At 62.2% G+C, this 26,901-nt stretch carries 24 protein-coding genes; 21 read left to right on the plus strand and 3 right to left on the minus strand.

The genetic code is table 11. The annotated features are described in order from the left end of the window. Positions 1-3 precede the first annotated feature (3 nt). The 8 genes from fhuF (at position 4) to X566_RS14155 (ending at position 8,947) form a co-directional block, all read left to right on the plus strand. Positions 4-747, plus strand: a complete 744-nt coding sequence (fhuF, locus tag X566_RS14120; RefSeq protein ID WP_034467260.1) for a siderophore-iron reductase FhuF — start codon at positions 4-6, stop codon at positions 745-747. After that, entirely contained in the window at positions 737-2,491 is a 1,755-nt protein-coding gene (locus X566_RS14125; RefSeq protein WP_160170475.1) for an ABC transporter ATP-binding protein/permease, read from the plus strand. Before fhuF ends, X566_RS14125 begins: the two co-directional genes overlap by 11 nt. Positions 2,492-2,561: 70 nt before the next feature. Next, a complete protein-coding gene (locus X566_RS14130) occupies positions 2,562-3,305 on the plus strand; it encodes a Crp/Fnr family transcriptional regulator (RefSeq protein ID WP_051444101.1) in 744 nt (247 codons plus the stop codon). A 229-nt stretch (positions 3,306-3,534) separates the two neighbouring features. Beyond that, complete coding sequence (locus tag X566_RS14135; RefSeq protein WP_051444216.1) at positions 3,535-4,845, plus strand: M20 family metallopeptidase; 1,311 nt, start codon at positions 3,535-3,537, stop codon at positions 4,843-4,845. A 38-nt stretch (positions 4,846-4,883) separates the two neighbouring features. After that, positions 4,884-5,900 carry an aliphatic sulfonate ABC transporter substrate-binding protein gene (locus X566_RS14140; protein ID WP_034467263.1) on the plus strand — a complete coding sequence of 339 codons (1,017 nt, stop codon included), beginning with the start codon at positions 4,884-4,886 and terminating at the stop codon, positions 5,898-5,900. Beyond that, complete coding sequence (locus X566_RS14145) at positions 5,897-6,721, plus strand: ABC transporter ATP-binding protein (protein ID WP_081740189.1); 825 nt, start codon at positions 5,897-5,899, stop codon at positions 6,719-6,721. Before X566_RS14140 ends, X566_RS14145 begins: the two co-directional genes overlap by 4 nt. 49 nt (positions 6,722-6,770) lie before the next feature. Further along, complete coding sequence (locus X566_RS14150; RefSeq protein WP_081740190.1) at positions 6,771-7,559, plus strand: ABC transporter permease; 789 nt, start codon at positions 6,771-6,773, stop codon at positions 7,557-7,559. Beyond that, positions 7,559-8,947: an amidase family protein gene (locus X566_RS14155; protein ID WP_051444102.1), complete on the plus strand. Its 1,389-nt coding sequence runs from the start codon at positions 7,559-7,561 to the stop codon at positions 8,945-8,947. Before X566_RS14150 ends, X566_RS14155 begins: the two co-directional genes overlap by 1 nt. 18 nt (positions 8,948-8,965) lie before the next feature. Here the strand turns inward: X566_RS14155 and X566_RS14160 are convergent, their stop codons facing one another. Beyond that, a complete protein-coding gene (locus tag X566_RS14160; RefSeq protein WP_034467266.1) occupies positions 8,966-10,276 on the minus strand; it encodes an MFS transporter in 1,311 nt (436 codons plus the stop codon). Between the two features lie 217 nt (positions 10,277-10,493). On the opposite strand from X566_RS14160, the gene cyoA reads away from it, so the two are divergent. Genes cyoA through X566_RS14195 form a run of 7 tightly spaced genes read left to right on the plus strand, consistent with a single transcriptional unit; the run spans position 10,494 to position 17,390 of the window. Next, positions 10,494-11,678: a ubiquinol oxidase subunit II gene (gene cyoA, locus X566_RS14165; protein WP_034468730.1), complete on the plus strand. Its 1,185-nt coding sequence runs from the start codon at positions 10,494-10,496 to the stop codon at positions 11,676-11,678. Between the two features lie 17 nt (positions 11,679-11,695). Beyond that, entirely contained in the window at positions 11,696-13,699 is a 2,004-nt protein-coding gene (cyoB, locus tag X566_RS14170; RefSeq protein WP_034467269.1) for a cytochrome o ubiquinol oxidase subunit I, read from the plus strand. Between the two features lie 3 nt (positions 13,700-13,702). After that, positions 13,703-14,332: a cytochrome o ubiquinol oxidase subunit III gene (gene cyoC / locus X566_RS14175; RefSeq protein WP_034467272.1), complete on the plus strand. Its 630-nt coding sequence runs from the start codon at positions 13,703-13,705 to the stop codon at positions 14,330-14,332. Continuing rightward, complete coding sequence (cyoD, locus tag X566_RS14180) at positions 14,329-14,706, plus strand: cytochrome o ubiquinol oxidase subunit IV (protein ID WP_034467274.1); 378 nt, start codon at positions 14,329-14,331, stop codon at positions 14,704-14,706. The genes cyoC and cyoD overlap by 4 nt, the downstream gene beginning before the upstream one ends. Positions 14,707-14,735: 29 nt before the next feature. Then, positions 14,736-15,545, plus strand: a complete 810-nt coding sequence (locus tag X566_RS14185) for an SURF1 family protein (protein ID WP_081740248.1) — start codon at positions 14,736-14,738, stop codon at positions 15,543-15,545. Between the two features lie 26 nt (positions 15,546-15,571). After that, positions 15,572-16,849: an ATP-binding protein gene (locus X566_RS14190; protein WP_034468733.1), complete on the plus strand. Its 1,278-nt coding sequence runs from the start codon at positions 15,572-15,574 to the stop codon at positions 16,847-16,849. Between the two features lie 7 nt (positions 16,850-16,856). Beyond that, entirely contained in the window at positions 16,857-17,390 is a 534-nt protein-coding gene (locus X566_RS14195) for a response regulator transcription factor (protein WP_034468735.1), read from the plus strand. Between the two features lie 117 nt (positions 17,391-17,507). On the opposite strand, the gene X566_RS14200 is transcribed toward X566_RS14195, so the two are convergent. Further along, positions 17,508-18,569: an LLM class flavin-dependent oxidoreductase gene (locus tag X566_RS14200; protein WP_034467276.1), complete on the minus strand. Its 1,062-nt coding sequence runs from the start codon at positions 18,567-18,569 to the stop codon at positions 17,508-17,510. A gap of 131 nt (positions 18,570-18,700) precedes the next feature. On the opposite strand from X566_RS14200, the gene X566_RS14205 reads away from it, so the two are divergent. Both X566_RS14205 and X566_RS14210 read left to right on the plus strand, forming a co-directional pair. Then, complete coding sequence (locus X566_RS14205; protein ID WP_034467278.1) at positions 18,701-19,639, plus strand: LysR family transcriptional regulator; 939 nt, start codon at positions 18,701-18,703, stop codon at positions 19,637-19,639. A 127-nt stretch (positions 19,640-19,766) separates the two neighbouring features. Further along, the gene (locus X566_RS14210; protein WP_051444104.1) at positions 19,767-20,408 is read left to right on the plus strand and encodes a TetR/AcrR family transcriptional regulator; all 642 of its coding nucleotides are present in this window, start codon (positions 19,767-19,769) and stop codon (positions 20,406-20,408) included. A gap of 119 nt (positions 20,409-20,527) precedes the next feature. Here X566_RS14210 and X566_RS14215 read toward each other — a convergent pair whose 3' ends face one another. After that, the gene (locus X566_RS14215; RefSeq protein WP_034468739.1) at positions 20,528-21,508 is read right to left on the minus strand and encodes a tripartite tricarboxylate transporter substrate binding protein; all 981 of its coding nucleotides are present in this window, start codon (positions 21,506-21,508) and stop codon (positions 20,528-20,530) included. Between the two features lie 225 nt (positions 21,509-21,733). On the opposite strand from X566_RS14215, the gene X566_RS14220 reads away from it, so the two are divergent. The 4 genes from X566_RS14220 to X566_RS14235 are packed head-to-tail and all read left to right on the plus strand — an operon-like array spanning position 21,734 to position 26,887. Further along, positions 21,734-22,510 (plus strand): enoyl-CoA hydratase/isomerase family protein, encoded by a 777-nt coding sequence (locus X566_RS14220; protein WP_034467280.1) that lies wholly within the window; start codon positions 21,734-21,736, stop codon positions 22,508-22,510. Between the two features lie 3 nt (positions 22,511-22,513). Further along, complete coding sequence (locus tag X566_RS14225) at positions 22,514-24,646, plus strand: acetate--CoA ligase family protein (RefSeq protein ID WP_034467282.1); 2,133 nt, start codon at positions 22,514-22,516, stop codon at positions 24,644-24,646. After that, on the plus strand, positions 24,643-25,854 hold the full coding sequence (locus X566_RS14230) for an acyl-CoA dehydrogenase family protein (protein ID WP_051444105.1): 1,212 nt from the start codon (positions 24,643-24,645) through the stop codon (positions 25,852-25,854). The genes X566_RS14225 and X566_RS14230 overlap by 4 nt, the downstream gene beginning before the upstream one ends. A gap of 1 nt (position 25,855) precedes the next feature. Next, positions 25,856-26,887, plus strand: coding sequence for an acyl-CoA dehydrogenase family protein (locus tag X566_RS14235; RefSeq protein WP_034467284.1), 1,032 nt, complete (start codon positions 25,856-25,858; stop codon positions 26,885-26,887). The last annotated feature ends 14 nt before the right edge of the window (positions 26,888-26,901 follow it).

Consider the following 26,901-nt stretch of genomic DNA (forward strand, 5'->3'; position numbering starts at 1 on the left):
ATCATGCGGGATGTATTCGGCGAGATAGAGGTCTTGACGAAGGGGGCTTATGCTCCCTTCGCTGGCTATCTCGCTGGTCCCGACGATGACCGTCCGTCAGTGCCTGCCACCGCGCTGCTGGATGCCGAAATGCAGGGGGCGATCCATGATCGTTTCGCCAAGCGGTTTGCCCGTTTCGATCGCCGGGCAACGTTGTCGATCTGGATGAAGTGGCACCTCAATGTGGTGCTGCCGCCGCTTCTGCTGGCGGACGTGCTGTTGGCGTGGCGCTTGCCGCTGGCGTTGGGTGAAGTCCGTTTCGTCATCGGCGACGACGTCAGAACCGTGGCGCTGAAGTGCGGAGGCGGCGGGTGCCCGTGCGTGACTGCCGATCCGTTCGCACGCTTCGAGCAGCTTGTGTTCGGACACTTCACGCCGTTCGTGGCGCTGCTGGCCGCACGCACGGGGCTGACGAAACGTGTGCTGTGGAGCAATGTCGGCAACACGTTCGAAGCGATGCTGCGGCGGATCGAGGAGGTTTCCGGCGGTTCGAAGCGACTTGTGGCAGCGGATCACCTGCTGGCGGCGCCTTGCTGGCCGGACGGCCGTCTCAACCCGATCTTCCGGGCCGTACATTACATTGACGAGGAGCGCAGCCACGAGCACCGGCGGCGCAAGGTCTGCTGCCTGCAATATCGCCTGCCGGATCGCCGCTTCTGCAAGGCTTGCCCGATCGAGGATGCGCGGGAGGCCGCTGTTGGCTGCTGACTCGGCACCTGCATATCGTGCCGTGCTTCCGCTGTTGCGCGAGGCTGCGAAGATTGCGGCGCTGTACTTCCGCTCCAGCGAACGCTGGGTCGCGTGGGGGCTGCTTGCCTGCGTGATTGCGGCACAGCTTCTCTTGGTGGCCGTTGCCGTGGTTGAGAATTACTGGCGCAACGCATTCTTCCAGGCGCTGCAGGAGCGGAACTGGGATGCGTTTATCTATCAGTTCTGGGTATTCTGCGTCCTTGGCATTGGCTTCGTGCTGGGTGGGGTCTATCAGCGCTATTTCGCGCAGTGGCTGACGATCCGCTGGCGGCAGTGGTTGACGGCGCGTCTGCTGGCGCATTGGCTCGACGGGGCCGTGCATTATCGCGCGTCTCTCGCCGCCGATGGGATCGACAATCCCGACCAGCGCCTGTCAGAAGACATCCGCAATTTCATCGAACAGGTCCTCGCGCTGAGCGTCGGTCTGTTCGCGGCGGTGGCGAAGCTCGTATCGTTCGTGGCAATCCTGTGGACGCTGTCCAGCCTGGTGCCGCTGGTGCTGTTTGGCCAGAGCTGGATCATTCCCGGGTATCTGGTCTGGGCGGCGCTAGCCTATGCCGTCGTCGGTACAATCGTCACCCATTGGATCGGCCGGCCGCTGATCGCGCTGGATTACGAACAGGAGAAGCGGGAGGCGGATTTCCGTTTCGCGCTGGTGCGGCTGCGTGAAAATGCCGAGCCGGTAGCCCTGCAACGCGGCGAACGGGCCGAGCAGCAAGGCTTGTTGGTGCGGTTCCAGGCGATCGCCGCCAACTGGTATCGGCTGATGTGGCGGCAGAAGGTCGTCTCCTTCTTCACCGCGACCTACCGCCACTACTCGCGTTACTTCCCTTATCTCGTCATGGCTCCGCTCTATTTCGGCGGCGGCATGCAGCTTGGCGCGCTGATGCAGGCGGGCTCGGCCTTCAACGAGGTGCGATCCGCGTTCTCCTATCTCGTGGAGTCTTATCTCAAGCTGGCCGAGTTCGCGGCCACTGTGCAGCGCGTGTCGGGATTCATGGATGCCACCGAGGCGGCGCAGCTTGCGTTCGAGGCCGAGCGCAGCCGGGACGACGGCAGTCCGGACGATCACGCGCCAGTGGGTGTGACAGTGGACGCGCTGACCGTACGGCTGCCGGATGGACGCGTGGTTGCAACCCTCGAACAAATCGCTCTGAAGGCAAGCGATAGCCTGCTGATCACCGGTATCTCCGGTGCGGGCAAGACCAGCGTGATGCGTACCATTGCCGGCATCTGGCCTTTCAAGGATGGGGACTTGCGCGTGGCGGCCGCGCGTCCGTTGGCGCTGTCGCAGCGCGCCTATCTGCCGCTCGGGTCATTGCGGCAGGCGCTCGCATTTCCGCAAGCGGTCGAAGCCTGTTCGGATGCTGCAATACAGGCGGTGCTCGACGACGTCGGTCTTGGAGCGCTGGCTTCTCAGCAGGATTTCGCGGTGGATTGGAATCGGCGCCTGTCGGATGGCGAGAAGCAGCGGCTTTCGCTGGCGCGCGCATTGCTGCTGCGGCCTGATCTTCTGCTGTTGGATGAAGCGACTTCCGCACTGGATGCTACCAGTGAAGAGGCGTTGCATCGGCTGCTGCGCAGGCGTCTGCCGTCGGCGATCATCATTGCCGTGAGCCATAATCCGGCGCTGGTTGCCATCTATGGTGCGCCGCTGGTTCTGGAAACTGCTGAGGAACCTCGTCGTCGGCTACGCTCGTAACTGTTGCGGGTTGCGTCGGCGCAGAAAACCGGGAACTGTAGCGCGCCAAAGTATCCAGTCCCGGTGAAGCATGGCGAGTGTCGGAGCGAAAACAGCTGGCATCCTGTTGTCGGAGACCGACCATACTGTTCCGCGCCAGGCAAGTTTGATCGATCGTTTGCCGCCGGAGGCGAGGACGCGAATCAAGGCCTACGGTGAAGTCCGATCGTATCGGCGTGGTGAGACTCTGTTCAGCCAGGGCGATCCGCATGATGGGATCGTCGTCATCGAGAGCGGCCTCATCCGCAGCTTCTACACCGCGCCGGCCGGACGGGAGATTACACTTGCCTATTGGTTGCCGGGCAATTTCGTCGGCGGCCCGGAAATCTTCGACGGCCGCCCGCATATGTGGTCGGCGGTGGCGGCGAGGCAAAGCGTCGTTACATGTCTGCCAGGCTTGGAGCTTCGCAATCTTGCTCGCGAGCTGCCGGACTTCGCGCTCGCGATCATCGAGGCGCTGTCGTTCAAGGCGCGTTGCTATTCATCGCTCGCGCAAATGCTCGGAACGCGCTCGTTGTCGCAACGGCTCGCACATGTGTTACTGCATCTCGCCCAGACGTATGGATTTGATGAATCAGAAACCGACGGCGGGATTGTCGTCGCTGCCGCGTTCACTCATGCGGAGATCGCGAATCTGATCGGCGCGACGCGTCAGTGGGTAACGATCGGTCTCAATCGTCTGCAGAAGGCGGGCGTTCTCCGCCAAAGGCGGGGACTGCTGGTGATCAAGCGGATCGACCTGTTGTCGGCGGAACTCGCAGCCGAGGACGGTTAGTGTCGCGACGAGCGGGGTTGGCTGCTTCGCCAGTTTGAGCTGAGGATGCGCAATGCGTCGGCTTTGCTCGGACGAATGAAATTTTCTGACAAAGGCCATCGGCGCGTGTCGTGCGCCGCTTTTGTCCTTTAGTTGCAATTAATTACTTATGTTTGCCGTGCGCCTGCCGTTCCGTCGCGCGAGTGGCACGTGGCTTGCTCATCCGAGGAAGAACGGCCTCGGAGTGACCATGCAAGATTTGTTGACGACTGCGGAGTGCGACGATCTGACGGAACTGGAGCGGCACGTGCTGGATCGAATTACCGAGCAGGCGTGGCTCGATCTGACCTGTGAGCTTGTTCCAGCGGGGCAGCCGGACGCGGAAAATCCGCTCGATCCGGACGAGCCGCCGGCGCGCGAGGAGGGCGCCGCGCTGTTCGTCGCCGACAAGCTGAGGGCGATGGGTTTTGACGTCAGCTTGCCGACCAAGCGCGAGGGCAGGCCGAACGTCGTCGGCATTCTCGAGGGCGCCGGCGATGGTCCGTCGCTGATCCTGAACGATCATCTGGACACCTATCCGGCGGGCGACTGGAGCGCCTGGACGATGACCGGCGGACATCCGTTTCGCCCGACGCGCCATGGTGACAGGCTTTATGCTCGCGGCACGTCGGATACCCGCGGAAATCTCGCCTGCACATTGCTTGCGGTGAAGGCCATTCGCGACAGCGGCGTAAAGCTGAACGGGACGCTGAAGTGCGTCTACACCGCGGATGAGGAGAAGAATGGTCCAGACGGCTCGATCTTCCTGCTCGATGAGTGCGGGCTGGATGCCGATTACACCATCGTCTGCGAGCCGACCGGCTGGACCAGACCGGACGGCCATTCGGGCATGGGCATTGCGGTCGCCAATGGCGGCAACTTCCTGATCGAGATCGAAACGCGTGGAGTGAAGAGTCATCTCTGGCGGCCGGATACCGGCGTCAACGCGGTGGCGAAAATGGCGCGTTTGCTGACCGCGTTCGAAACCATGACCTTCACGCATATGCCGGCGCCGCTCGCGGGCGGAACGCCGCCGATGGTGGCAATCATTCGCGTGCAGGGTGGGGAGAAGCGGGAGATGCAGTTCACGCCGGATGTTGCGCGGGCGGTGCTGGCGGTCGTCGGTATCCTGCCGGGCATGACGCCTACGAGCGTGATGGCGGACATCCAGATGGTGATCGATGCGCAGACCGCCGCCGATCCTACACTGCAAGCGACGGCGCGGCCTTATCCGGGCGCGCTGTTCGTTGACGGCACACAGGAGCAGGATGGCGGCGCCAATCCCACCGTCGCACTCGGCCGTGCTTACGAACGTATCCTGGGTGAAGCGCCCATGCTCTACCGCAAGAATGCATTCAACGACACCATTCGCTTTGCCGAGCGCGGTCAGGCCGCAGTGACCTTCGGCCCCGGCGAGGACGGCTGGCCGCCGATCAACGAATACATCCAGATCAGCAAGTCGGTGGCGGCAACGAAGATCCTCGCGCTCACGGTGCTTGACCTGCTCGGAGTGGCGGCATGATGCGTGAGCTTCCGTTCCAAGTTTCAAGGAGATTAGCGATGTCTGGATTGTTTCGGTGGATGACGCTCGCGCTGGGTCTTGTTCTGGCATCGCCAGGTCCGGCCGGAGCTGAGGCTCTGAAGCCCATCAAGATCGGCTTCCAGACCGGCGAGATCAACGTCATCCTGTCCTATGCGCTGGGCACCGGGCTGTTCGAGAAGGCAGGGCTCGACGTGAAAGTTGCGCAGTTTCCCGCCGGGCCCGCGATGCTGCCGGCGCTCGCCGCCGGTGAGGTCGATCTTGCCTGGATGGGGGAGTTTCCTGCCGTTACGGGGTACGCCAACGGACTTCCGATCGAAATCCTGTTCATGGAGCGGATCGATGCAACCAACGTGCGCCTCGCCGCCAATCCGCAAGCAGAGATCAACAGCCTTGCTGACCTGAAAGGCAAGCGCATCGGCGTGGCGATCGGTTCGACCAGTCATTACCACACGCTGCAAGCGTTGGCGCAGGCGAATCTGAAGGCGTCCGATGTCACGTTGGTCAATCTGACGCCTGCCAACATGCCGCCAGCCTATCAAGCTGGCCAAATCGATGCGGCGTTCGTTTGGGAGCCGAATGTCGGCGCCATCGAGCGCGCGGGCGCCAAGGTTATCGCCACGACCAAGAGCCTCGGCATGATCACTGGCGGCGTCTGGGTGGCGCGCAAGGCGTTCACCTCCGGTAGCCCCGAGACCGTGCAGATATTTCTCAAGGCATGGGAGCAGGCGCAGGCCGACTACAAGGGGAGGCCCGCTGACGTGCGGCAATATGAGGCCAAGCGCGTCAACATGAGCGCGGAGGAGTTCGCAAAGCTGGTGGAAGGTCAAAGCGTCGCGCATCCGAGCTTCGCGCAAATCTTGACGGCCGACTTCATGGGGCCGCCCGGCCAGGAGGCGAACTCACGCCTTGGCAAGCATCTGCAGGGGATCGCCGCATTCTTGCTCGCGGAGAAGCGCATCCAAGCAGCGCCAACCGACTGGGCGGGGCTGCTCAACACGAAATCGTTGCAGGTCTATCTCGCGAGCAAGCAATGAACCTGCGTGCCAAGGCCCTGAGTGTCGTTGCACGGACGGGTGGATTTTCCGCCGATGCGCTGGATGCTCCGTCAGCGCGGTCCATGCTGACGTTCGAGAATGTCGGCTTCCGTTACGATGGCCGGGCGATTCTCAACGATGTGTCCTTTGCAGTGCGCCCAGGCGAGTTGGTTGCGCTGCTCGGGCCATCCGGCTGCGGCAAGACGACGATCCTCAATCTGGTGGCTGGCTTCATCCAGCCGACGTCCGGCGTGGCGTTCGTCGATCATCGTGAGATCGCAGGACCTGGTCCCGATCGTGGCGTCGTGTTTCAGGCTGCCGCGCTGTTCGACTGGATGACGGTGGCGGAGAACATCGCTTTCAGCCTGCGTTGTGCGGGAGCCGGGCGAGCCGAGCGCCGCCGCGTGGCGGCCGAGATGGCGGCGTTGGTCGGGCTCTCCGGATTCGAGGACGCTTATCCCTATCAGCTCTCCGGCGGCATGCGGCAGCGAGTCGGCCTTGCGCGGGTGCTCGCTGCGAAGCCGAAGATCATGCTGATGGATGAGCCGTTTTCGGCGCTCGATGTGCAGACACGCGAAGTTCTGCAAGAGGAGGTGCTGCGCATTCGCGAGCGCACAGGCTGTACGATCCTGTTCGTCACCCACAGTATCGACGAGGCAGTATTCCTCGGTGATCGAATTTTTCTGCTGACGGAGCTGAAGCAAGGATTGTTCGAGGAATACGCAGTCGATCTGCCGCAGCCGCGGGCCAACGCGGACAACCGGCTGGACGCTAGCTTCCTGAAACTGCGTGAAGCCATCTACCGGAGAATGCGTCATTGATGGGTGTAAAGCTGTCGGCTGCAAGATTGCCCAAGGACGGAGCCATCGTATGAATGCGGATCAGATGCGCGCGCGCCGACGATACTGGTTTATCGCCATCCTATCGCCGCTTGCCATTCTTTTGGTCTGGGCGCTTGTGACCGCGAAAGGAATGGTGACATCGACAATCCTGCCTCCGCCGTGGCAGGTCGTAGCGACATTCGCGGATATGGTTCAGCACGGTTACTCTGGCATCGGTATCTGGACGCATATCGGCGCCAGTCTATGGCGCGTGGGGGTGGCGTTCCTCGCCGGCTCGGTGTTCGGCACTGGGCTTGGTCTTCTGCGTGGACGCGTACCGGCGATCGATGCGCTCTTGCTGGTGCCATCCGAAATCGTACGGCCGATTCCGCCGCTCGGATTGATTCCGCTGTTCATCCTGTGGTTCGGCATCGGCGAGATCTCGAAGATTCTGCTGATCTTCATTTCGGTGATGCTGATCATGATGGTCAATGCGCAGGCCGGCGCGCGGGCATGCAGCGTCGATGCGCTGCGGGCGGCTCAATCCATGGGCGCGGGTCGCTGGCAGATTTTTCGTTTCGTGGTGTTGCCGTCGGCGCTGCCGCAGATCATGACCGGCTTGCGCGTTTCGATGGGAACGGCGCTGACGATTTTGGTCGCCTCGGAGCTTCTCGGAGGTGATCGGGGTCTGGGCTTCGTTATCCTCGATGCGAGCAGCTTCTTTCGTACGACTTACCTGTTTGGCGGAATTGTCCTGATCGGCGTGATTGGACTCTTGACCGACCGCGGTATCGCCTATCTGGGGCGGCGCATCGTTCATTGGGAAGGTAAGCGCTAATGCACAATGCCTCGTCCACCGAACGCATTGCGACAGATCTGCCGTTGTTGTCCTTCACCTTCGCGGCGGTGCGGGCGGCGCGTCAGCAAGGTGTCAGTGCTAGGGCATTGGTTGCTGAAAGTTGCCGGCGTGCGGAAGCGGTTGCGGGCGAGGGAATCTTTACGGCCCTTGTTCCGGCCGAGCAGGCGATCCGCCGCGCCGAGGAATTCGACGCGCGCGCACGCGCCGGCGAAGTGCTGCCGTTGCTCGGGTTGACGTTCTCGGTCAAGGATAACATCCATGTGGCGGGCATGGTGACGACCAGCAATTGCCCCGCGCTGGCGATCATGCCGCAGGAGAGTGCCCATGCGGTCGCATTGTTGGAACGTGCGGGTGCGGTGCTGATCGGCAAGAATACGATGGATCAGTTCGCGACCGGCCTGAATGGCACGCGCAGCCCTGAGCCGCTGTGCGGCAACGCGCTCGATCGTCGCTACATCCCCGGCGGATCGAGTTCCGGTTCGGCCGTCGCAGTTGCGCGCGACGTCGTCGCCTTCTCGCTTGGAAGCGATACGGGAGGATCCGGACGGGTGCCAGCCGCGTGCAACGGTATCGTCGGGCTCAAGCCCACGATCGGTTTGGTGAGTACGCACGGGCTGCTCTACAACAGCCGCATTTTCGATTGTGTGCCGGTGTTCACGCGGGTCGCCGCCGATGCCTACGACGTGCTGGAGCAAATCGCGGGATACGATCCGCGTGATCCGTGCAGTCGGGCGGATGCTGATCGAATCGATCTATCGGTTCACGTGCCGCCGGGAAATATGTTGGCTGTCCCGCGCGAGGACCAACTGCAGTTCTTCGGCGATACACATTCGCGCGTTGCCTTTGCGGAAAATCTGGAGCGGCTCCAGCAATGCGGGTTCGCGCTCACTGAAATCGACTTCAGCCCGTTTGCTGCTGCCGGAAGGCTGGTGTTTCAATCCGCCATGGTGGCGGAGCGCCTATGTGACTATGGTGAGGTCATCGCAACGCGGCGCGATGCGATCCATCCGGCCGTGTTGGCGGCAATCGAGCCCGGCCTCGGCTATAGCGCCAGAGAGGCATTCGAGGCGCTGTATGAGCTGAAGCGGTTGCAGCGTCTGGCCGCCATGGCGCTAGAACCTTTTGCCGCTCTCGTCGTGCCGACGATCCCGACCATTTTCACGATCGAGGATATGCTGGCGGAGCCGATGACCCGCAACACCATCATGGGGACCTACACCTACTTCGTGAACCCGCTCGATATGTGCGCAGTTTCCATTCCCGGCGCGCGTCGCGGCGATGGCTTGCCTTCGGCGCTCTGCTTTGCCGGCCGCGCAGGCGAGGACAGTGTTCTGCGCTCGCTTGCCCTTGCCTTCGAGCGGGTCTGAAGGGCGACAGGCCTATCGCTAGTCGGGGCGCTGGTCCTGGCTGTCGAGCCGCGTGCTCATCGTCAGGGCGAGCAATGTGCATACGGCCCCCGACAGCAGGTAGGCGCCGGCCGATAACAGTCCGAACTGGCTCGACAGCGCCAGCGCGACGAACGGTGCAAAGCCCGCGCCGCAGAGCCATGCGAAGTCGGACGTCAACGCCGAGGCGGTGTAGCGATGGGCGCGCGAGAAATTCGATGCGACCGAACCCGACGATTGCCCGAACGAGATGCCGAGCAGGATGAAGCCCAGAATCATGAAGACGGCTTCGCCGATGTCGCCGCCATTGAGCAATTGCGGTGCGAAGCCGCTGAAGGCGGCGATCGCCACTGCCGACGCGCCGAGCAGCGTGCGACGTCCGACTCGGTCGGCAATCGGTCCGGATGCGACGATCGCCAATGCGCCGAAGCCGGCGGCGATTGTCTCGATGATCAGGAAGCGGCCCGGCCCCTCCTGGGTGAAGAGGAATACCCACGAAAGCGGAAACACGGTCACCATGTGAAACAGCGCGAAGCTCGCCAGCGGCGCGAAGGTACCGATCAGCACGTTGCGGCCTTCCGCGCGCAGCGTGCGCACCACGGGTTCTGGCTCGAGATCGCGGCTTTCGAACAGTTGCGAATACTCGGGCGTGACGACGATGCGCAGTCGCGCGAACAGGGCCACGACGTTGATCGCGAATGCGACGAAGAACGGATAGCGCCAACCCCACGCGAGGAAGTCCGCGGCCGATAGCTTGATGATGAAGAATGCAAACAGTGCGCTCGCGACCATCAAGCCGAGAGGTGCGGCGAGTTGCGGGATCATTGCATACCAGCCGCGCTGCTTCGGAGGAACGTTGAGCGCGAGCAGCGGAGCAAGACCATCCCACGTTCCGCCCAGTGACAGCCCCTGACCGATGCGCAAAATCGCGAGCAGAACTGCGGAGGCCATGCCGATCTGCTCGTAGCCCGGCAGGAAGGCGACCGCGACGGTCGATGTTCCCAGAAGGAACAGCGCGATCGTGAGTTTGACGCCGCGGCCGTATAGGCGGTCGACCGTCAGGAAAATCGTAGTGCCGATCGGCCGGGCAATGAAGGCAAGGGCGAAGATGGCGAAGGAATAGAGCGTCCCGGTCAGCGGATCGGTGTACGGAAACACGATTTTCGGGAACACGACCACCGAGGCGATCGCGTAAACGAAATAATCGAAGAATTCCGATGTCCGTCCGATGATCACGCCAATGGCGATTTCGCCGGTATTCACGCTATCGTGAGCGTTCTCGCCGCGCGTTTCGTGCCCGTGTTCTGTCATCGACGATGCAGATGCCGTGATATCTGTGCTCATTATTGCAAACTTGGGCTCTTGTTCAACGTGAAACACGCGGGCGCGTAGCGTGCGCGCAGTTTGTGATGATGCGTTCTCTCACTCGCAGCCCGACGGAGGGATTGGGCAAATTGTCCAATGTCGCTTCCAGGGTCACAGCGTTAGGCGGAGCGTTGTAATGAAACTCCCGTTTTGGCAGGACCTGATGAGCCGGTTCCGTTATCTCGCCCTTCTGCCTCTCTTCGCCGCTTTGGGCAGCTGTCAGGCGGTGGTGCTGTCGCCATCCGGTGACGTGGCTGCCCAGCAGCGCGACATCCTGGTGCAATCGACGGCGTTGATGTTGTTGATCGTCGTGCCGGTGATGATAACGACTGCGGTGATCGCTTGGCGCTACCGCCAGTCCAATACGTCGGCGCGCTACTCGCCGGATTGGGATCACTCGGCGCATCTCGAACTCGTCATTTGGTCGGTTCCGTTGCTGATCATCATCTGCATCGGCGCCATCACCTGGGCCGGCACCCATTTGCTCGATCCGTATCGTCCACTCGGCCGCATTGCGACAGAGCGGCCCATTCCTGACGATTCCAAGGCGCTGCGGGTGGAGGTCGTCGCGCTCGATTGGAAATGGCTCTTCATCTATCCCGAATACGGAATTGCTGCAGTCAACGAGCTTGCGGCGCCGGTCGATCGGCCGATCGATTTCCACATTACCTCGTCGTCGGTGATGAACTCGTTCTTCATTCCCGCGCTGGCCGGCCAGATTTACGCGATGCCGGGCATGCAGACCCAGCTCAAGGCGGTGATCAACAAGCCGGGCGTCTATAGCGGCTTCTCCGCCAACTACAGCGGAGCCGGCTTTTCCGGCATGCGCTTCGCGTTCCATGGCGTCACCGATGCCGACTTCGACAAGTGGATCGAAAGGGCAAAGGCCGAAGGCTCTCGGCTCGATCGAGCCGCTTATCTGCGGCTCGAGAAGCCGAGCGAGCGTGAGCCGGTGCGCCGTTATGCCAGCGTCGATCCCGCATTGTTCAATGCCATTCTCAATATGTGTGTCGAACCGTCGAAGATGTGCATGAGCGAGATGGCCGAGATCGATGCCAAGGGTGGTCTCGGGCTCGCGGGTGTTCGTAACATCCTGCCGCTGACCTACGATAAGGTTGTCCGGCGCGGTGCCGTGTTCGGCGCGGAGCCGTCTTACGTGTACACCCTATGTACGGTCGAGGAGGCCACGGCGCGCAATGCGCAACAGACCGTCGCCGCGACGGCCACACCGGCCCTTGATCTGTCGCGGTTGAAAGGTGCGGGACTGCCGCTGCCGACCTTCACGCCCTTGAAGGCGTCAACACCATCGTTCTCGCTGCGCCTCGATCGCCTGCCGTCGGACTCCTGAAGACAATCATGATTGACATGCTGACAGATCCTTCTTTCCTCAAGGCCGTGTTTGGCAGGCTGACCTGGGACGCTATTCCGCTGCACGAGCCGATTCTCGTCGTCACCTTCGCAGTGGTTGCACTCGGCGGCATCGCAATCGTCGGTGCGGTCACCTACTACCGCCTATGGGGTTATCTGTGGACCGAGTGGTTCACCAGTGTCGATCACAAGCGGATCGGCATCATGTACATGATCCTCGGCATCGTCATGCTGTTCCGCGGCTTTGCCGACGCGATCATGATGCGGTTGCAACAGGCGATGGCCTTCGGGGCATCCGAGGGGTACCTGCCGGCGCATCACTACGATCAGATATTCACCGCGCACGGCGTCATCATGATCTTCTTCGTGGCGATGCCGCTGGTCACGGGGCTGATGAACTATGTGGTGCCGCTGCAGATCGGCGCGCGCGACGTGTCGTTTCCCTTCCTCAACAATTTCAGCTTCTGGATGACCGTCGGCGGCGCGGTGCTGACGATGATTTCGCTGTTCATTGGTGAATATGCGCGGACCGGCTGGCTCGCTTATCCGCCGCTGTCCGGCATCGCCTATAGTCCAGATGTCGGCGTGGACTATTACATATGGGGCCTGCAGATCGCAGGTGTCGGCACAACGCTATCGGGCATCAACCTGATCGCGACGATCGTCAAGATGCGTGCGCCCGGCATGGCGATGATGAGAATGCCGATATTCACCTGGACGTCGCTCTGCACCAACGTCCTGATCGTCGCCTCGTTTCCGGTTCTGACGGCGGTGCTGGCATTGTTGACGCTCGATCGGTACGTCGGGACCAACTTCTTCACGAACGACTTCGGCGGCAACCCGATGATGTACGTGAACCTGATCTGGATCTGGGGGCATCCGGAGGTCTACATCCTCGTGTTGCCAGCGTTCGGCATCTACTCCGAAGTCGCCTCGACATTCTCCGGCAAACGGTTGTTCGGCTACACCTCGATGGTCTACGCCACCGTCTGCATCACGATCCTGTCTTACCTGGTGTGGTTGCACCACTTCTTCACCATGGGTTCGGGCGCGAGCGTCAATTCGTTCTTCGGCATCACCACCATGATCATCTCGATTCCGACGGGCGCAAAGATCTTCAACTGGCTGTTCACGATGTATCGCGGGCGCATCCGCTTCGACCCGCCGATGATGTGGACCGTTGGCTTCATGCTGACGTTCGTGATCGGCGGCATGACCGGTGTGATGCTCGCAGTCCCGCCGGCCGACTTCGTGCTGCATAACAGTCTGTTCCTGGTTGCTCACTTCCACAACGTCATCATCGGCGGCGTGGTGTTCGGTGCTTTCGCTGGCATCAACTACTGGTTCCCCAAGGCATTTGGCTTCAAGCTCGATGAATTCTGGGGCAAGACCTCATTCTGGCTCTGGCTCAGCGGATTCTATTTCGCCTTCATGCCGCTTTATGTCATGGGCTTCATGGGGGCGACACGCCGGTTGCGTCACTTCGACGACCCGTCCATGCAGATATGGACCTGGATAGCGGCTTTCGGTGCCTTCCTCATCCTGCTCGGCATCCTCGCGTTCGTGGTGCAGATCTATGTCAGCATCCGCAATCGCCAAGCGCTGCGGGATGTGACAGGTGACCCCTGGAGTGGACGGACGCTCGAATGGTCGACTTCGTCGCCGCCACCTGCCTACAATTTCGCCTTTACGCCGGTGGTTCATGGTCTCGACGCGTGGTGGGACATGAAGAGCCGCGGTTATCGCCGCCCGCTGGAAGGTTTCAAGGCGATCCACATGCCGAGCAACACTGGCACGGGCGTCGTGCTGGCCGCGATCAGCGTCGTCTTCGGTTTCGCCATGGTCTGGTACATCTGGTGGCTGGCTGCCGTGAGCTTTGTCGCGCTGCTGGCGGTCGCGATCGGTCACACGTTCAACTACAACCGCGACTTTCACATTCCGGCCGAGCAGGTGGTGCAGGTCGAGAACGAACGTTCGCGCCTGCTTGGGGCGAGGGTTTGAGTCATGAGCGTTCTTGCTGAAACCCGAGACCTCAGGGCGCCGGTGTTCCACCTGGCCGAGGAGCCGCATCACGCCGAAGGCAGCAGCACGATGCTGGGCTTCTGGCTCTATCTGATGAGTGATTGTCTCATCTTTGCGGTGCTGTTCGCGACGTATGGTGTGCTTGGTGGCAACTACGCTGCCGGGCCTTCACCGAAGGATCTGTTCGATGTGAAGCTCGTTGCGCTGAACACGACGATGCTGCTGCTGTCTTCGATCACGTACGGCTTCGCGATGCTGACGATGGTCAAGGGGCGCACCGGTGCGACCCAGGGCTGGCTGTTCGTGACGGCGCTGTTCGGTCTCGCCTTCGTCGGCATCGAACTCTATGAATTCGCGCATATGATCCATGAGGGAGCCACGCCACAGCGCAGCGCGTTCCTGTCGTCATTCTATGCGCTAGTCGGCACGCACGGGCTGCACGTCAGTTTTGGCCTTGTCTGGTTGTTTACGCTGATGGTGCAGGTCGGGCGCCACGGCCTCATCCCCGCCAACAGACGCCGGCTGATGTGCCTAAGCATGTTCTGGCACTTTCTCGACGTGGTTTGGATCGGCGTGTTTTCTTTCGTCTATCTTCTGGGAATGCTGCGATGAACACCGACGCACATGCCAATCATGACCACAATGATCATGGCGACGATCACGCGCATGGATCGCTGCGTAGCTATATGATCGGTTTCTGGCTGTCGGTTGTTCTAACAGCCATACCGTTCTACCTAGTGATGAGCGGAGCCATCGATAACAAGCAGGTCACGTCGTTTGTCATCATCGTATTCGCAGCGCTCCAAATCATCGTGCATATGGTGTGCTTCCTGCATATGGACGCGAAATCGGAAAGCGGTTGGACGCTGATGGCGCTGGTGTTCACGGTCATCATCGTTGGTATCACGCTCGCCGGCTCGCTGTGGGTGATGTATCACCTGAACGTCAATATGATGCCGGGCCACGACATGAGTCGCATGCCATGACGATCGCCTACGAGGCGCGGCGGGCATTGATGGCCTCCAGGCTTCGCAACCTTGCGCAGGAACGAGCGGACGAAGTGGAACGGCGTGTTCCGGCGTCGCCGGTCAGACTTGCCGTGCTGGGTATCGTCGCCGGCGTGACTGTTGCGCTACTCACTGCGCTCGGCATCTGGCAAGTGCAGCGGCTCGGCTGGAAGCGTGATCTGATCGCGCGGGTGGATCAGCGCGTGCATGCCGCGCCTGTACCCGCCCCTGGGCCGGCAGCCTGGCCGCACATCAACGCCGCCGCCGACGCTTACCGACGTGTCCTTGTTCGAGGGCAATTTCTTTCTGGGTGCGATACATTGGTGCGGGCGGTCACGGAGCTGGGCGGCGGCTTCTGGGTGCTGGCACCATTCCGCGCGGCCGATGGTTTTACGGTGCTCGTCAATCGGGGGTTCGTGTCTTCAGCTGAGGCGAGGGGGGAGGGCTGTGCGATCGCGCGCCCTTCTGGTGACGTCACGTTGACCGGGCTGCTACGGATCACCGAGCCCGGTGGTGGATTTCTTCGGCATAACGATCCCGCGGCGGGACGTTGGTATTCCCGCGACGTGGCGGCGATTGCCAACGCGCGTGGTCTCATTGAGGTCGCGCCATATTTCATCGACCTTGATGCATCCGCAAATCGGGTTGCCAAGCCGGTCGGGGGGCTGACTGTGATCGCGTTTCCAAACAACCACCTGGTCTATGCCCTGACGTGGTTCGGGCTCGCGATCATGGCCGCGGGTTGGTCGCTCCATGCCTTGCGGCTGGATCTGGCGCAACGTAGAGCGCGCCGGCGCCCGGAGGACTGCGATACGTGAGCGAGCTGCGCCAGCAGTGGAGTCCGATGGTTTCCATTGATCATGTCACCGACAAGAAGAACCTGCTTCTTCTTGTCCAGCTTCGCTGGCTGGCGGTGATCGGTCAGGTGGTGACGATTCTCGTTGTGCAGTACGGACTCGGCATTGCGCTGCCGCTGTTCGAGCTTGCGGCTGTGATCGGCTGCTTGATCGCGCTCAATCTCTTCAGTTTGTTCAGACATTACCGCAGTGACGTGGTCAGCAACACCGAGCTATTCGTTGCGTTGCTGATCGATGTCGCCGCGCTGACGGTCCAGCTCTATCTCACCGGCGGAGCGGCCAATCCGTTCGTCTCCCTCTATCTGCTGCAGGTCACGCTGGGCGCTGTGTTGCTCGATGCCTGGTCGACTTGGGCGCTCGTTGTCATTACCAGTGGCTGCTATGTCGGTCTCAGCGCATTGTCTCGCGACATTTTCCGCGAGCACAGCGCGGATTTCGACCGGCTGCATCTGCAAGGTACCTTCGTCTGCTTTCTGCTGTCGGCTGTGCTGCTTGTCTCGTTCATCAGCCGGATCAACCGCAACATTCGCGCCCGCGACGCGCATCTGGCGCGGCTGCGGCAGCAGTCGGTCGAGGAGGATCATATCGTTCGTATGGGATTGCTCGCGTCGGGCGCCGCGCATGAGCTTGGCACGCCGCTGGCCACGCTGTCGGTGATCTTGAACGACTGGCAGCACATGCCGTCTCTCAACCAGAGTCCCGAAACCGTCCAGGAGATCGAGGAGATGCAGCTGCAGGTGGAGCGATGTAAAACCATCGTCTCCGGCATCTTGATGTCGTCCGGCGAGGCCCGCGGGGAGGGAACCCTACGCACCACGGTCAATACCTTTTTCGATGGTCTTGCTGCCGAGTGGCGGGTCACGCGCTCTCCGGCCCGGTTCGATTACGTGAATGCGTTCGGCGCGGACGAAGCGATCGTCTCCGACACGGCGCTCAAGCAGGTGATTTTCAACCTGTTCGACAATGCGCTCGATGCCTCGCCGGGGTTGGTGAAAGCCAATGTCGTCCGGGCCGACGGTAATCTCGTGCTGACCGTCGGCGATCGTGGTCCTGGTTTCAGTAAGGAGATGCTGGCAGCGTTCGGCAAGCCCTATCAGTCCAGCAAGGGACGGCACGGGGCTGGCCTTGGCCTCTTCCTCGTCGTCAATGTTGTGCGTAAGCTTGGCGGAACGGTTGCGGCGGACAATCCTCCGGAAGGTGGTGCGAGGGTCACGTTGACGCTGCCGCTTGCCTCTTTGTCGCCCCGGAGCGAGCATGGACACTGAGCCGCATATCGATTCCGATCATCAGCTCGTCATCGTCGAGGACGATGCTTCGTTCGCTCGCGCGCTCGGAAAATCGTTCGAACGGCGCGGATATGAAGTGCGCCTGTGCCAGCGTGTGGACGATCTGGACAATCTGCTCGAGGCGTTCGCTCCCAATTATGCGGTGGTGGATCTGAAGCTCGTCAATGGTTCTGGGCTTGAATGCGTCAAGCTGTTGCACGAGCATGATCCCGAAATGAAAATCGTGGTGCTCACCGGGTTTGCCAGCATTGCGACCGCAGTGGAGGCGATCAAGCTCGGCGCTTGCCATTATCTGGCCAAACCGTCCAACACCGATGACATTGAGGCGGCGTTCCGCCGCGCCGAGGGCGACGCTTCGGTTGAGCTGACCGCACGGCCGACCTCGATCAAGAACCTCGAATGGGAGCACATCCACGAGGTCCTGGTCGAGACCGAGTTCAATATCTCGGAAGCCGCTCGTCGGCTCGGCATGCACCGGAGGACGCTTGCACGCAAGCTTGCCAAGGTTCGTATGAAGTAGGCTCCAGATCCTCAAGCACGGTTCAGATTCTCGATCCGAACATAGATACTGAAAGCAAAAACGACGGCCCACTCGCCGCTGGGCCGTCGTTCATAAGTCTGTTGCCTTGATGAGCGGTTAGGCCGCTCGCGCCTTCTCGCCGAGCGCCTTGCGGACGGCTGGAATGATCCGCGTGCCCCACAGTTCGATCTGACGCAGCATGGTGACCTGATCGAAATCGCCGAGTTGAGTCTGCAGCGCGATATGCGACGGCTTCAGGATGCTGATCTCCTCCAGCAGGCGGTCGATCACCTGATTGACGCTGCCGACCGGTAGGTTTGCGCGCATCGTCTCGAGCGACATGTCGTTCGGGCCGGCTTCTTCCTTGATGAGGTAGCCGTCGTCGCTCTGAGCGCGGCGGAATTTCAGGCTTTCCGACAGGCGGCGCTGGAAGCGCGCATTGTCGAGATACGACATGATCTCGCTCTCGTTGTCGCTGGCATAGCCGCAGCGCAGGAAACCGAAACGCACGTCGTCGATTGAGCGGCCTTCCTTGTCGGCGATGGTCACCAGCTTGCCGCGCAGCGACTTGATTGCGTCGAGGCCGTTCAGCAGCGCGGTGACGAACAGGTTGTGGTTGTCGCGTACGGCGCGGCCGAGGGTTTCAGCGTGGCCTGACGTGACCCAGACCGGCGGCATCGGCGTCTGCACGGTGCGAACGCTGATCGCGGTCGGCGGAATCTTCAGGTGTTTGCCGTCATAGGAGAAGATGCGGTCGCGCAAACCGGCATGCAGCACGTCATAGAACTCGGCGAACAGTGCGTGCGAGTTCTTCAGTTCGACGCCGAAGCGCTCGAACTCGAATTCCTGATAGCCGGAGCCGATGCCGAGGTCGAGCCGGCCATTTGAGACGGTGTCGGCGAAACCGATTTCTGCCAGCAGACGCGAGGGATGGTAGAGCGGCAGGACGCAGACCGCCGAGCCGAGGCGAATGGTCTTGGTGAGACCGGCGCAGTGCGCCACCATCATCAGCGGCGACGGACATAGACTGTAGTTGTTGAAGTGATGCTCGGCGTACCAGGCCGCGTCGAAGCCCGCTGCCTCCGCGGCGACGGTCTGCTCCACTGCGTTGCCGATCACCTGCTGCGACGACTGATGATAGCCGCGCTGTTGCGCCAGAATGAAAACACCGAATTCCATGTAACAAGCCTCCGCGGCAGGGGGGTGGTGAGCACTGCCGGCTAAACCGGCGAGCGGAAGCTAAGACCTTGAAAAATCCAAGACAATTGCCGTATAATGAGCATATCCTTTGCAGAAAATGAAAAGATCAGATGAGCCATCTGCAGGCCATGGAATTGCTGGTGACGACGGTGCGGGAGGGCAGCTTCTCCGCGGCGGGTCGCCGCGCGGGTCTGTCTCCGGCCTCGGTCTCGCGGCATATCGGCGAACTCGAGGCGATGTTGGGCGTTCAACTTCTCAATCGCACGACCCGGCATCTGTCGTTGACCGAGGCTGGCAAGGTTTATGTTCAGCGGGCCGAACAGATCCTGCACAGCATCGAGGATGCAGCTGCGGCTGCGCTTGCGTTGCAGAAAGCGCCGCGCGGCACGTTGCGAGTGCACTCGCGAATGCTGTTCGGGATGACGGTGCTGACGCCGCTGCTGCCGTCGTTCCAAAAGCAGTATCCCGAATTGAAGATCGAGCTGTCTTTGTCCGAACGTCGCGTCCAATTGCGCGAGCACGACTTCGATATCGATCTGCAGATCGCAGCGCCCAGCGATCCCAGTCTGATGCAGCGGCGGTTGCTGGCAAGCGAGCGGATCCTGGTGGCGGCGCCTGATTATGTCGCCCGCGCGCCGGCGGTGCGTGCTCCCGCGGATCTCCTCCAGCACAATTGTCTGACCTATTGGCTCGGAGCAGAGGCCGTGGTCTGGAAGTTCCTGCACAAAGGGAAGCTGACGGAAATGGTGGTGCCGTCGTCGTTCAGCAGCAACAACGGCCATGTTCTGATTCAGCTTGCGATCATGGGGCATGGCATTGCGCTATTGGATGACTATACCGTCGCCAGTGAATTGGCACGGGGCCGGCTTGTGCGGCTGTTGCCTAGCTATCGCGTCACCAACTCCACCTTCGACGAAGGCATCTATGCAACTTACCTGCAGACCAATTATCTGCCCGAGAAGATCCGCGTGTTCCTCGACTTTTTGGCCGAGAACGTGCCGGGGCAGATCAAGAGGCGGTCGATGCGCGCGAGCAGCAGCGCGGCCTGAGCTATGACCGTATGCATTGCCTAAGCTTGACCGATTGGTCAGTGAAAAATATGGTTTATTTCAATCGATTGTTGTGGTCGGCGTTCGCTTCGATCCCACGTCCGCAAACAGGCCTGGAGCGCGCTCGATGACGAATGTGATGCTGAGAGAGGACGGACCGGAGAGGGATGGCGAGTCCGAGCGCGTTGTCCAGATCTTGACCGAGGCGGCGCGGATTTTTGCCCGCAAGGGTTACGAAGGTGCCTCGATGCGGGACATCGCCGAGGCTTGCGGCATCTCTAAGTCGCTGCTGTATCACCACTTCAACAGCAAGGAAGAAATCTATTCGCGGGTTGCGGTCGGCGCGACGAAGGAACTGTTTCTGTTCGTGGTCGAACAGATCCCTCCTGAGGCTGCGCCGTCGGCGAAGATCCGCGCGTTCATGGTTTTGACCGCCGAATATTTCCGCCGCCATCGCTGGGCGTGGATCGCATCCACCACCGCGTTCTGGAATGATCCCGAGCGGCGCAGCCGCAAGGAGCGTATGACTCGACGCGATCGTTATGAAAAGTATCTGCGCGAGCTTATCCAAGAGGCGATCGATGCCGGAGAAATTCGCGACATCGATGTGGCGATGGCTGGGCGCCTGATCCTGTCGTCTTTGAACTGGATGCATCGCTGGTACAATCCGACCAAGCCGATGAAGCCCGAGCAGATCGCCGACCAGTTTTTCGACATGGTGTTTAACGGCTTGCGTGTCGATGCGGCGCCCGATCGCACGCGGTCTTGAACCTGCGTTTTGCGGTACGAATGGGTTTAGCGCCGCAGGGGTGGCTTGGTCGAAAAGAGGCCCGGCGCGCAGGTCTGCGGCCGGGCCCTGATGTCGCTTAGGATCGTTTCTTCTTGTGCTTATTCGAGCACGATGTTGCGGGCCTTGATCACTGGGCCCCACAGAGCCACGTCCTTGGCAAGCTGGCTGTCGAGCAGCGATGCTGGCCCGATCTCGACCTGCTGCATCTCGTTGTCCATCAGCTTGGCGATCTCGGGGCTCTTCAGCGCAGTGTTCGCCGCTTCGTTCAGCCGGGTGATGACGTCGGCGGGCGTGCCGGCCGGCGCATGCAGGGCCGTCCAGAACGATGCGTTCAGCTGCGGATAACCTGACTCGGCGAAGGTCGGAATGTCCGGCAGAACGGGGATGCGCTTCTCCGTGGAGACCGCGAGCATCTTCAGCTTGCCGACCTTGACGTGCTCGATCACCGCAGACGGTGTCGCGAAGGTCAAGTCGCACTCGCCGGAGAGCACGTCCATGATCTGTGTCGGATTGTTGCGATACGCGACGTCGGTCACCGGAAAGCCCATCGCTTGCGACATGATCAGTCCATAGAGATGGGTGACGCTGCCGGGACCGAGGGTCGCGTAGAACATCGGCTTGCTGCGCGTCTTCGCATGCTCGACGAAGCTCTTGACGTCGGTGCCCGGGACCTGCGGGTTGGCGGTCAGCGACAGCGGGCCGGTGCAGAGCAGGGCGACCGAGGCGAAGTCCTCAAGCTTGTAGGGCAGGTTCTTGCGCAGCATGACGTTGAGCGAAATCGGCCCGGTGCCGCCTGCCAGCAGCATGGTGCCGTCCTTCGGGCCGCGCGCGACGGCTTGCGATCCGACGATGCCGTTGCCGCCGGGTTTGTTGTCGACCAGCACCGGCTGTTGCAGCACGTCGGACATGCCCTTGGCGACGGTGCGGATGAGATTGTCGATCGTGCCGCCGCTGGCGTAGGGCACGACGATGAAGATGGTCTGGTTGGAACGCGCCTTCACGATCGATGGTGCGGCGAGCGGTGCCAGAAGTCCGCCGCCCAGAAGGGCCGTCACCTGACGTCTGTTGAACTTCGACATTTGCATTTCCCCGTTTTCTTGAAGGGCGGGCGGGGCCCGGAACTCGCCTCCCATAGGTCATGACCGACCGGTCGGTCAATATGGTGTGCTGCCTTGCCAAGCAATTTTGCTGGTGCTACAGGCTCACCCACGAGGCACTGACCGACCGGTCAGGCAGGCCAGCGATAGCAGGTCAAGCGCCGTACGAAATCCAAAGCCGAACCAGAAACGCAAGCGAGGAATGTAATGTCCGCCGAAGCCGATATCGTCACCCTGGAAGTGTCCGACTATGTGGCCGTCGTGACGTTGAACCGTCCGCCGGTGAATGCGCTCAATTGGGCGATGCGTGAGCGCATTGTTGAGGTTTTTGATGAGATTTCCGAGCGCTCCGACATCCGCTCCGCGGTGTTGACCGGCGCGGGCAAGGTGTTCTGCAGCGGCGCCGACCTGAAGGATCGCCCCGATCCTTCGAAGCCTGGTTCGTTCCTCAGCCACAACCGCATCACGCGTGAGACCGGCAACGCCATTCGCGAATGCGCGAAGCCGGTGGTCGCTGCCATCAACGGCGCGGCGCTCGGCGCGGGCATGGGACTAATGGCCGCATGCGATATCTACGTTGCTTCCGAGGAGGCGGTATTTGGCATGCCGGAGATCAATGTCGGTCTCGCCGGCGGCGCGTCGATGCTGCGCACACTGTTTGGCCGCTCGATCCTGCGCCGCATGTTCTACACCGGCATCCGTCTGCCGGCGGAAGAGCTCTATCGTCGCGGCATCATCGAGGCCTGCACCAGCCGCGAGAACCTGCTGCCGGAAGCCTTGAAGATCGCCAAGGAAATCGCTTCGAAGAGCCCGATCGCGATCGCCTATGCCAAGCAGGCGACCAACATGGTCGACCTGATGCCGCAGCGCGATGCCTATCGCTTCGAGCAGAACTTCACGATGGCGCTTTCGCGCACCGAGGATGCTCAGGAGGCGCGCCGTGCGTTCCTGGAGAAGCGAGAGCCCGTTTTCAAGGGGCGCTGAGCGATGCAGACGGGACGAGGACTGGAGGCGCTGCTGCGGCCGTGCTCGATCGCCATCATCGGAGCCTCGCAGGATCCGACCAAGATCGGCGGCCGGCCGTTGCAACTGTTGCTCAAGTATGGCTACGCGGGGACGATCTATCCGGTCAATCCGCGCGCGCCCGAAGTGCAGGGTCTGAAGGCTTACGCCTCGGTGGCGGACCTGCCTGATGCGCCCGACCTCGGCATCATCGCAGTGGAGGCCGAGAAGGCCCCTGACGCGGTGGAGCAGTGCGCGGCGCGCGGCATGCAGGCCGTGGTCATCTTTTCGTCTGGCTTTGCGGAGTTGGGCGAGGCGGGGCAGGCGTTGCAACAGCGTCTGCGCGACACCGCGCAGCGCACGGGCATCCGCATCCTCGGCCCGAATTGCCTTGGCGCAGTGAGCGTGCCCGACAAGAGCATCGCCACCTTCTCCATCGTCCTTGAAGATGCACTGCCTCCGGCTGGCGTGCTCGGCATCGTGTCCCAAAGCGGCAATCTCGGCAGTTTCACCATGCGCCTCGCTGGCGAGCGTGGCGCCGGCGTCAGCCGCTTCATGACCACAGGCAACGAGTGCGACGTCGATGTCGCCGACGGCATCGCCTGGCTTGCGCGCGATCCAGCGACGAAAGTCATCCTATGCTGCCTTGAAACCTGCCGCGATGCGCCACGTTTGATCGCGGCACTCGAGGAAGCGCGTGACGCTGGCAAACCGGTGATCGTTCTGAAGATCGGCACCTCGGCAGCGGGGCAGGCGGCGGCGGCCTCGCATACCGGAGCCATGGCAGGCGCTGACGCGGTGTTCGACGCGGTGTTTGCACGCACCGGCGCGGTACGCGTTCATAGCGTCGAGCAGCTCGTCAGCCTCGGTCATGTCGCGTCGATGTTGCTGCCGGACCGGTTGCCGAAGGGTCCCCGCGTGGCGTTGCTCACGGCTTCCGGCGGCTTCGGCGTGTTGCTGGCGGATGCCGCGAGCGCGGCCGGTCTGTCGCTGCCGGAATTGAGCGCAGAGACGCAGCGTCGCATCCTCGATGTCGTGCCGTTTGCGTCGGCGCGCAATCCGGTCGATGCCACGGCGCAGATGTCCAGCCGTCCGGAGATGCTGCACAAGATCCTCTCGGCGATCGTTGAGGATGAGAGTTGCGATGCAGTGGTGCTGCTGCTTGCGTCGTCGCTTGGCTTGCCGCGTCTGCGCTCGGTCTACATGGCGGCGCTGCGCAGCATCCGCGAGCAGCATCCTGATCGGCTGATCATGCTGTGCGTTCGCGGTCCGCAGGATGCCGTTGCCGAACTGCATGCGATGGGCTTTCCGACTGTGGACGGCATCGATGCCTGCTGCAACACGCTGGCGAGTCTCGCGAAGCTCGGCCAAGCAAGCAGGTCAGCTGCAGAGCCTGTGCCTGCTGTCGCGCCGGCCGCGCCGCTTTCGGCAGATGCGTTCCGCCATGAGTTCGGCGCCAAGCGGGCGCTGGCGGCGGTCGGCATTCCGGTTCTGCCGGAGCAACTCGTGACCGATGCCGACGCCGCGGTGCATGCGGCGGAAGCGCTCGGCTTCCCGGTGGTGATGAAGATCGCCTCGAAGGATCTGCCGCACAAGACGGAGGTCGGCGGCGTCAAGGTGGGGCTCACCTCCGCGCAGGAGGTGCGAGCCGCCTATGACGAGATGCGCCGTACGGTTGCCGCGAAGGCGCCCGCTGCGGTCGTGGACGGCGTGCTGATCGCGCCGATGGCGAAGGGCGTCGCAGAGCTCATTCTGGGCACCACGACGGACCCGATCTTCGGCCCCGTGGTGATGGTCGGGCTCGGCGGCATTTTCGCCGAGATCATCCAGGATACGGCGGTGCAGACGGCCCCGGTCAGTGAGCCGCAAGCGGCTTCGATGCTGCGCTCGCTGAAGGCATTTCCTGTGCTGAATGGCGCGCGGGGGCGGCCGCCTGCCGATCTCGAAGCGGCGGCGCAGGCTGTCGCCGCGCTCTCGCGGTTTGCGGCTGCACATGCGGACGCAGTTTCCGAAATCGACATCAACCCGCTGTTGCTGATGCCGAAGGGGCAGGGGGCCGTCGCGCTCGATGCGCTGCTGGTGCCGCGAGCCAAAGCGGATGTGAAGGAGAAGTCATGACGGCAAAGAGCATTCAGGTGCAGGATGGTTCGATCACCGGATCCTTGTCCGGCGAAGCGTATCGGCAGGCCGCGCGCAGCTGGCTCGCTGCCAATCTCCCCGCAAGCTTCCGCAGCGACAGCACGGCTTTCGTGCCGCCGACGCTCGAGCAGGCGGCGGCCTGGGAAGCCGCGTTGTATCGCGCGGGTCTTGCGGGCATCACCTGGCCGACGGCTTATGGCGGTCATGGCCGCACCTTGCGCGAGCACTTGATCGCCAATCAGGAGATCGGCGCGTTGCCGATTCCTGAAAGCGTGAATTCGATCGGCAAAGAGTTGGCCGGGCCCATCATTCTGGCGGTCGGCACCGAAGCGCAGAAGCAACGTTTCCTGCCAGCCATCCTCGACATGAGCAACATCTGGTGCCAGGGCTTCTCGGAGCCGGAGGCGGGGTCGGATCTCGCCGGCCTGCGCACCCGCGCCGTGCGCGATGGTCATATCTGGCGCGTCAATGGTCAGAAGATTTGGACCAGCGGCGCCTATCGCGCCCAGCGCTGTCTGCTGCTGGCGCGCACCGGTCCGGTCGAGGATCGCCACCGCGGTCTCGCGCTGTTCGCGGTGCCGCTGGACGCCGCCGGAGTCCGCGTTCGTACGATCAAGTCGATCGACGGCAAGGAGAACTTCTGCGAGGTGTTCTTCGATAACGTCGAGGTCGCGCAGGAGGATGCGCTCGGCGCACCCGACGAAGGTTGGGCGGCGGCGATCCGCGTGCTGGCGATCGAGCGCGCGACCAACCGCATGTATCGCGCTTGGCGCTTTGAGAACGAACTCCGGCATCTGGTCGCAGCCTGCAAGGCCGATCCGATTTTGGCCGAGCTTGTGCAGGAGCGTCATTATGCAGCACGGCTCGCCGAAACGCTTGTCGACATCGAGGTGCTGAAGGCGCATGTCGAGACTGCGGTCGATGCGCTGGTCGCTGGTGAGTCGATTGGTGCGCGCGGCAGCCTTGCCAAGCTGCACTGGAGCGAAACGCATCAACGCTTCGCCGCGCTGGCGCTGGAGTTGCTGTCGAAGGCATCGCTGCCGCTGAGACCTGCGGTGCGCGTCGCGCAGCGGCGTTTCGAGGGACTTTATCTGCATTCGCGTGCCGAGACGATTTACGCCGGCACCACCGAAATCCAGCTCGGCATCATCGCTGACCGGATTCTCGAACTCTCCAGGGGCAAGTGACATGACGACCAGGGATGATGGATTGTCGCCGGCCGATTTCGCGGCGACGGCAGCGCGGGCGGTTGCTGCCTGCGAGGGCCAGAGCGTGCCAGAGCAGGGAGCGAAGCTCGCCGGCGACGGCCTGCTCGGCGTGATCGCCGCGGAAGACGTTGGCGGCCTCGATCTGCCGCTCTCCTTCGCGGTGCCGGTCGCGGCTGCCGCAAATGCCGGGCTGCTCGCGTTTCCGCTGGTGGAGAACATCCTGCTGGCACGCGCCTTGTCGAAGTCGCTGGCGGAGATCGCGCAAGCGATTACGACCGGCACCGATAGCGCAACGGTGGCCTGGACCGGCGCGGTCACGGCGAAATCGCAAGGCGACCGCGTGGTGCTGAGCGGTTCCGTCGGTCGCGCGCCGCGTGCGGCCGATGTCGGGCTGCTGTTAGTGCGGGTCGGTGAGGATGCTTCTGCGCTCGTGCCGCTGCGTACTGCCGGCATCACGATCGAGAGCGCAAGCGGCCTCGACCTGACCCAGCCGGAGCATACGGTGCAACTGAATGAGGTCAGCGTTCCGGCATCTCACCTGCTGACAGCTGGTACCTGGTCCGCATTGCAGGCTGATGCGATGGTGCTGCGCGCAGCGTCAATTCTCGGCTCAGCTGAAACCTGTCTGGCGCTGGCGCAAGAGCATGTGTCGACACGGCGGCAGTTCGGTCGTGCGCTGTCCTTCAACCAGAGCATCCGCCATACGTTGGCGCGGCACAAGCTCGGCCTGGAGGGGCTTCGTCAGTCGATTACCCGCGCGTTGTTCGACGGCGCAGGTCTTCGTGAGCGGCAAGCAGCATTCCTTGCGGCGTCATCGTATGGCGTCTTGATCAGCGAAGGCGCCGTGCAGATGCATGGCGGCATGGGTTTCACCTGGGATGTCCCGGTGCATCGGCATGTCCGGCGAATCCGTTCGCTGCAGGCGCAAGGCGATGCCAGCGGCGTGCTGGCTTCGCTCGGACACAACTACATCGCCAGCGTCGCGCCCGCGCGCGAGGACGCGGCGACGTAACGACAGAGCAACAA

The sequence above is a fragment of the Afipia sp. P52-10 genome (genome assembly GCF_000516555.1).
Taxonomy (GTDB): domain Bacteria; phylum Pseudomonadota; class Alphaproteobacteria; order Rhizobiales; family Xanthobacteraceae; genus P52-10.